The following is a 6,302-nucleotide window of genomic DNA, read 5'->3' as shown; positions in this document are numbered from 1 at the left end:
CTCGACCCGTTCCACCCTGGCAATCCGGCGCTGACGCTGAATTTGCCGCTCTTCATCTTGCTGTTCCTGGCTTTGGCCATCGGCATGATCGTCGGCAGCATGGCGACCTGGGTGAAGCAGGGCCGCTACCGCAAGCTCGCGCGCCAGCGCGGGCTGGAGGCCGAGAACCTGCGCCAGGCAGTGAGCCGCGCACCCGCTGCGCCGAAAGGACCGGCGCTGCCCAAGCCGACGAACTAAACAGCGCCTTACGGAGCTTTCCATGCTGACTATTTCGGCCGCCGAGGTCGACCGCGCGCTGACCTTTTCAGGTCTGGTCGAGACACTGCGCACCGCCTTCCGCGAAGGCGCCGTGCAGCCGGTGCGCCACCATCACGCGATCGAGCGGCCGGACGGCGCCGCCTCGACGCTTTTGTTGATGCCGGCCTGGACCGACTTCGACGCCGCCGGCACCTCGGCCGGCGGCCATATCGGCGTCAAGATCGTCACCGTCTCGCCGGACAACAACGCGATCGGCAAGCCGGCGGTGATGGGCCTCTATCTGCTGCTCGACGGCGTGACCGGCGAACCCCAGGCTCTGATCGACGGCCAGCGGCTGACGCAATGGCGGACCGCCTGCGCCTCGGCGCTCGCCGCATCCTATCTCGCCCGCGAGGACGCCTCGCGGCTCTTGGTGATCGGCGCCGGCGCGCTGTCACCCTTCCTCGCCAAGGCGCATTCGGCGGTGAGGCCCGTTAAGTCGATCCGCATCTGGAACCGCACGCCGGCCAATGCCGAAAAGGTCGCGGCGGCGCTGCATGCCGAAGGCTTTCCAGCAAGCGTGGCAGGCGACCTCGAAACCGAGCTTGGCGAGGCCGACATCGTCTCGTCGGCGACGATCACGACCGCGCCGCTGATCAAGGGCGCGCTGTTGAAGCCGGGCGCCCATGTCGACCTGGTCGGCGGCTTCACGCCGCAGATGCGCGAGAGCGACGACGATGCCATTTCCCGCGCCCGCGTCTATGTCGATACCCGCGCCGGCGCCACCAAGGAGGCCGGCGACATCGTGCAGCCATTGGCTTCCGGTGTCCTGAAGCCGGAAGCGGTCATCGCCGACCTGCACGAACTGGCGCGTGGCGAGAAACAGGGCCGGCAAAGCGAGAGCGAGATCACGCTGTTCAAGTCCGTCGGCGCAGCGCTTGAAGATCTCGCCGCCGGCATCGCCGTCTACAAGGCGCTCAGCACAAGCAAGTAAGAGGATAGGGTAGTGAGAAGCTCACACCCCTACCGCCATACCGCCCTACTGCCCTGCTGCCTCGTTCGGCCAATAGACACGCAGCCGATGACCGTCGGGATCGAGCGCGACGAACGTGCGTCCGAAATCCATGTCGGTCGGTGCCTGTAGCATTCTCAGCCCCCGTTCCGCCCAGTCCGCATGCGTGGCGTCGACCGCGTCCGCATTCTCCATCGCAAGCACGAGCTCGCCCCCCCCGCCCGCGGCGGCGGCCGCCGGTTCAACCGTGTGACGCGACCACAAGCCGAGCTTGAAGCCGTTGTCGAGGACGAACATGGCGAAGGTGGGCGAGGTCTCTACCGGCTGGCGCCCGAGCAGCGAGGCGTAGAACGCGCCGCTCTTCTCGGGGCTGTCGACATAGAGGATGACGAAATTGGGCGTGGTCATGTCGGTCTCCAAGGTGTTTGAACCTTGGCCAAGCTAGATCATCCCGCTGTCAGATTCTGGCAGCAGCGATCAGCCAGTAGGCTCCTGCGCCGTTTTCAGGGCCGATTCATCGAGCGTCGCTCGCCATTCCTTGAGCATCGCCTGGCGGCGGCGCGGATAGCGGATCTCGGTGGCTGTGAGATCGGCCATGCGGTCGGCGCGGAAATGCCGGAAATCCTGGCGCAGCTCGCACCACGCCACCATCACCCGCACCTTGTCGAAGAAGCCGAGCGCGAACGGCCAGACCATGCGCTCAGAGGCCGCGCCGCCGGCGTCGCGGTAGAGGAAGCCGAGCTTGCGCTCGCTGCGGATCGCCTGCCTGACGATGCCGAGATCGATCGCCTCGCCGCTCGCTGAATTCGGCCCGACCAGCAGCGTCGTGGCGTCGAGATCGTCACGCAGATCGTCCGGCAAGACCGCCGCGATCTTGGACAACGCATCCGCCGCCGCCGCGGCCAGCCGCTTGTCCGGCTGTTTCGCCACCCAGCGCGAGCCGAGCACGATCGCCTCGACCTCCTCGTCGGTGAACATCAGCGGCGGCAGCATGAAGCCGGGCTTCAGCACATAGCCCAGCCCCGCCTCGCCTTCGATCGGCGCGCCCTGCCCCTGCAGCGTCGCGATGTCGCGATAGAGCGTGCGGATCGACACGCCCATTTCCTCCGCAAGCGTGCGGCCGCTGACCGGCCGGCGGTGGCGGCGCAGAATCTGGATCAGGTCGAGCAGGCGTTCGGAACGGGACATGACCGGAGACTTGCCCGTTTCTTCGGGCGAGGTCCATCCCATCGCGACAGAACAGCGCCGGACCATGCGGTTGCGAAGGTCAAGGGCCTATGCCAAAAGCGGCGTGCCGTTCCGGAGATTGTTCTTGAAGTCCTTTCGCGACCGAAACCGCGACAACCGTCCGCGCCAGCCGGCGAATCCCCCCAGCCAGTCGCGGCTGCGGGAGGCGGCTTCGGCGGAGAGGTCGGAGCCGCATCATCGTCAGGAAGCAAAACCAGCGCAGCGCCCTCTTGCACGCCGCGAAGGCCCGTTGCCCGCCGAGCGCCTGCCGCTGATCCTCGAGGTTGCGCCCAACGCCGACTATGCTCTGCTGGACAGCGGCGCCGGCGAAAAACTGGAGCAGTATGGGCCCTACCGCATCGTGCGCCCCGAAGGCCAGGCTATCTGGCAGCGGGCGCTTCCCGCCAAGGAATGGCGGCGCGCCGACGCCATCTTCACCGGCGACACCGACGAGGAAGGCATCGGCCGCTGGCGTTTTCCAAAAACGCCGCTCGGCGAGACCTGGCCGATGAAGCATGACGGCATCGACTATCTCGGCCGCTTCACCTCATTCCGCCATGTCGGCGTCTTTCCCGAACAAGCCTCGCATTGGGACCACATGGCCGGCCTGATCGCCGCTGCAGGGCGACCGGTCAAGGTGCTGAACCTCTTCGGTTATACCGGCCTTGCCTCGCTGGTGGCGGCGCGCGCCGGCGCAGAGATTACTCATGTCGACGCCTCGAAGAAGGCGATCGGATGGGCGCGCGAGAACCAGGAGAGAGCCGGCCTCTCCGACAAGCCGATCCGCTGGATCGTCGAGGACGCGGTTAAGTTCGCCGAGCGTGAGGAGCGCCGTGGCAGCCACTATGACATCGTGCTCTTCGACCCGCCCGCCTATGGCCGCGGTCCCAAGGGGGAAGTCTGGCAATTGTTCGAGGATCTGCCGGGGCTCACCGATCTCTGCCGCTCGATCCTGACGCCGAAGCCGATCGCCGTGGTGCTGACCGCCTATTCGATCCGCGCCTCCTTCTTCGCCATCCATGCCTTGATGCGGGACGCCTTCGCCGGCATGGGCGGCACGGTCGAATCCGGCGAGCTGATCATCCGCGAGAAATCCGCCGGCCGCGCGCTGTCGACCTCGCTGTTCTCGCGCTGGGTGGCTTGAATGGTCCCGCATGATGGAGCCCGGCCCGTCGGGCAGGTCAAGGAAGTCACCAGCCTCGCCAATCCGCTGGTCAAGGACATCAAGGCGCTGGCGCTGAAGAAGTTTCGCGACCAGCAGAACGCCTTCATGGCGGAAGGCCTGAAGCTGGTCATCGACGCACTCGACCTCGGCTGGTCGATCAGGACGCTCGTCTTCGCCAAGGCCGGGCGCGGCAACGCGGCGATAGAAAAGGTCGCGGCGCGCACTGTCGCCGCCGGCGGCACCGTGCTCGAAGTCTCGGAAAAGGTGCTGGCGGCAATCCCCCGCCGGGAAAACCCGCAAATGGTCGTAGGCGTCTTCGTCCAGCAGACGCTGCCGCTGAAGGATATCCGCGCCACGGACGGCGACGTCTGGGTCGCGCTCGACCGGGTTCGCGATCCCGGCAATCTCGGCACCGTCATCCGCACCGTCGACGCCGTCGGCGCCAAGGGCGTCATCCTAGTCGGCGACACCACCGATCCGTTTTCGCTGGAAACCGTGCGCGCCAGCATGGGCTCGATCTTTGCCGTGCCGGTCGCGAAGGCAACGGAGCAGGCTTTTCTGGCCTGGCGGCGCGACTTTCCGGGCCTCGTCGCCGGAACGCATCTGAAGGGCGCGGTCGACTACCGGTCGGTCGACTTTTCGAGAGGCCCGGTGCTGCTGTTGATGGGCAATGAGCAGCAGGGCCTGCCCGACAGCCTTGCCGACAGTTGCGACCGGCTGCTCAGGATCCCGCAGGCCGGACGCGCCGATTCTCTCAATCTGGCGGTTGCCACCGGCGTCATGCTGTTCGAAATCCGGCGTGGCGCGTTGAAGCTCGACCCCACTGCCGACTCGCGATGAGGACTGCGAAAACGTGAAATCCTGGTCCCCTTACGCCCTGCTGGTCGTGCTCGCTATCGCACTCGACCAGTGGATAAAACAGCTGGTGGAAAACGGCCTCGCGTTCCAGGAAAAGGTGGATCTTCTGCCTTTCCTGGCGCTGTTTCGCACCTACAACACCGGCATCGCCTTCTCGATGTTCTCGTCCTTCGGCGACACCGGCCTGGTGGCCATCGCCGCGCTCGTCGTCGCCTTCGTGCTCTATCTGGCGGTGCGCACGCCCGCCGGCCACGTCCTTGCCCGGATCGGCTTCGCCCTGATCGTCGGCGGCGCGCTCGGCAATCTGATCGACCGCGCGGTCTACGGTCACGTCATCGATTATATTCTTTTCCACACGCCGGTCTGGTCCTTTGCGGTGTTCAACTTTGCCGACGCCTTCATTTCCGTCGGCGCGGCGCTGGTCGTCTTCGACGAGCTGATCGGCTGGCGGCGGGAAACCAGGTCCCAGGATCCAGGCAATTGACCTGGCGCGGCCACCGCCGCAAGTTTGTTTCAAACAAAAGCGAGGAGACCAAAGTGTCCGATACCTTCAAAGCCATCCTCGTTTCGCGCGACGCCGAAAAGAAGCAGTCGGTCGAGATCGTCGACCTCACCGAAGCTGACCTGATGGAAGGCGATGTCACCGTCGCCGTCGAGGCGACGACGGTGAATTACAAGGATGGGCTGGCCATCACCGGCAAGGCCCCGGTCGTGCGCCGCTGGCCGCTGGTGCCCGGCATCGATTTCGCCGGCACTGTCATCGAATCTTCGCACCCCGACTGGCGCAAGGGCGACAAGGTCATCCTCAATGGCTGGGGCGTCGGCGAGACGCATTACGGCGCCTTTGCCGCCCGCGCCCGCGTCAAGGGCGACTGGCTGGTGCCGCTGCCCGACGGGATGAGCCCGCATGATGCGATGGCAGTCGGCACCGCCGGCTATACGGCAATGCTCGCCGTCATGGCGCTGGAGCGGCATGGCATCGTGCCGGATCGCGGACCGGTGGTGGTGACGGGGGCCGCCGGCGGCGTCGGCTCGGTCGCCATCTCGATCCTTTCCACCCTCGGCTACCATGTGATCGCCTCGACCGGGCGCAATGCTGAAAGCCCCTATCTGATCGACCTCGGCGCGGCTGAGGTGATCTCACGGGACGACCTCAGCCAGCCGGCCAAGCCGCTGGCCAAGGAACGCTGGGCCGGCGGCGTCGACTCGGTCGGCACCCATACACTGGCCAACGTGCTGTCGATGACGTCCTATGGCGGCGCGATCGCCGCGTGCGGCCTGGCCGGCGGCATGGACCTTCCGACGAGCGTCGCCCCCTTCATCCTGCGCGGCGTATCGCTGCTCGGCATCGATTCCGTCATGGCGCCGAAAGCGGTCCGCCTCGAGGCGTGGCGCCGCATCGGCGCCGACCTCGACCTCCAGAAACTGTCGACCCTGTCGCGCTCGATCGGCTTCGACGGCATCATCGGCGCTGCGCGCGATATTGTGGAGGGCAGGATCAGAGGCCGCGTGGTCGTCGATCTGTAGGGCGATCCCAGGAATAGCGTTCGGCGATTTCCCGTCCGAACTGCCCAAAATCAGGCAAAAACTGCCGGTTATCGGCACGGACGACTAAAATTCGAACGATCCGCCGCAATCTTCCATAATCTCTGTCTGGCAAGGTTTTCCGCATGCTCGCGGACTCCGACTTCAGACAGGACAGCAAAGCCGCAGGCGACGACGGACTGGGTCCTGACGCGCCGAAGCGGCAGGTGCTTGCCGCGCCGCCGCTGGTCCCCGCATTGCAAGCGGACAGTCATGAAG

8 protein-coding genes are annotated in these 6,302 nt (G+C 66.0%); 6 read left to right on the top strand and 2 right to left on the bottom strand.

Annotated elements, in window-relative coordinates:
- On the top strand, positions 1–237 hold a 237-nt coding region (locus EOA60_RS14290; RefSeq protein WP_128311517.1), incomplete at its 5' end, for a lipopolysaccharide assembly protein LapA domain-containing protein.
- Between the two features lie 22 nt (positions 238–259).
- A complete protein-coding gene (locus EOA60_RS14285; RefSeq protein ID WP_067318887.1) occupies positions 260–1,231 on the top strand; it encodes an ornithine cyclodeaminase family protein in 972 nt (323 codons plus the stop codon).
- A 45-nt stretch (positions 1,232–1,276) separates the two neighbouring features.
- Here the strand turns inward: EOA60_RS14285 and EOA60_RS14280 are convergent, their stop codons facing one another.
- Both EOA60_RS14280 and EOA60_RS14275 read right to left on the bottom strand, forming a co-directional pair.
- A complete protein-coding gene (locus EOA60_RS14280) occupies positions 1,277–1,657 on the bottom strand; it encodes a VOC family protein (protein ID WP_128311515.1) in 381 nt (126 codons plus the stop codon).
- 69 nt (positions 1,658–1,726) lie between these two features.
- Positions 1,727–2,437: a YafY family protein gene (locus tag EOA60_RS14275; protein WP_067319619.1), complete on the bottom strand. Its 711-nt coding sequence runs from the start codon at positions 2,435–2,437 to the stop codon at positions 1,727–1,729.
- 124 nt (positions 2,438–2,561) lie between these two features.
- On the opposite strand from EOA60_RS14275, the gene EOA60_RS14270 reads away from it, so the two are divergent.
- Genes EOA60_RS14270 through EOA60_RS14255 form a run of 4 tightly spaced genes read left to right on the top strand, consistent with a single transcriptional unit; the run spans position 2,562 to position 6,026 of the window.
- Positions 2,562–3,620, top strand: a complete 1,059-nt coding sequence (locus EOA60_RS14270; RefSeq protein WP_095823506.1) for a class I SAM-dependent rRNA methyltransferase — start codon at positions 2,562–2,564, stop codon at positions 3,618–3,620.
- Positions 3,621–4,481: an RNA methyltransferase gene (locus tag EOA60_RS14265; protein WP_128311513.1), complete on the top strand. Its 861-nt coding sequence runs from the start codon at positions 3,621–3,623 to the stop codon at positions 4,479–4,481.
- Positions 4,482–4,494: 13 nt separating this feature from the next.
- Positions 4,495–4,983, top strand: coding sequence for a signal peptidase II (gene lspA / locus EOA60_RS14260; protein ID WP_067318893.1), 489 nt, complete (start codon positions 4,495–4,497; stop codon positions 4,981–4,983).
- A gap of 53 nt (positions 4,984–5,036) precedes the next feature.
- Positions 5,037–6,026, top strand: coding sequence for an MDR family oxidoreductase (locus tag EOA60_RS14255; protein ID WP_095823598.1), 990 nt, complete (start codon positions 5,037–5,039; stop codon positions 6,024–6,026).
- The last annotated feature ends 276 nt before the right edge of the window (positions 6,027–6,302 follow it).

Origin of the sequence: Mesorhizobium sp. M1A.F.Ca.IN.020.06.1.1, from assembly GCF_004023265.1 — a bacterium.
Lineage (GTDB): Bacteria > Pseudomonadota > Alphaproteobacteria > Rhizobiales > Rhizobiaceae > Mesorhizobium.
The sequence above is the reverse complement of the archived record's forward strand: the minus strand, read 5'-3'. Positions and strand labels throughout refer to the sequence as shown.

Bases quoted from the DNA above. Each gene is read 5' to 3' on its own strand.
- EOA60_RS14285 (WP_067318887.1), top strand. From the start codon at position 260: ATGCTGACTATTTCGGCCGCCGAGGTCGACCGCGCGCTGACCTTTTCA.
- EOA60_RS14280 (WP_128311515.1), bottom strand. From the start codon at position 1,657: ATGACCACGCCCAATTTCGTCATCCTCTATGTCGACAGCCCCGAGAAG.
- EOA60_RS14275 (WP_067319619.1), bottom strand. From the start codon at position 2,437: ATGTCCCGTTCCGAACGCCTGCTCGACCTGATCCAGATTCTGCGCCGC.
- EOA60_RS14265 (WP_128311513.1), top strand. From the start codon at position 3,621: ATGGTCCCGCATGATGGAGCCCGGCCCGTCGGGCAGGTCAAGGAAGTC.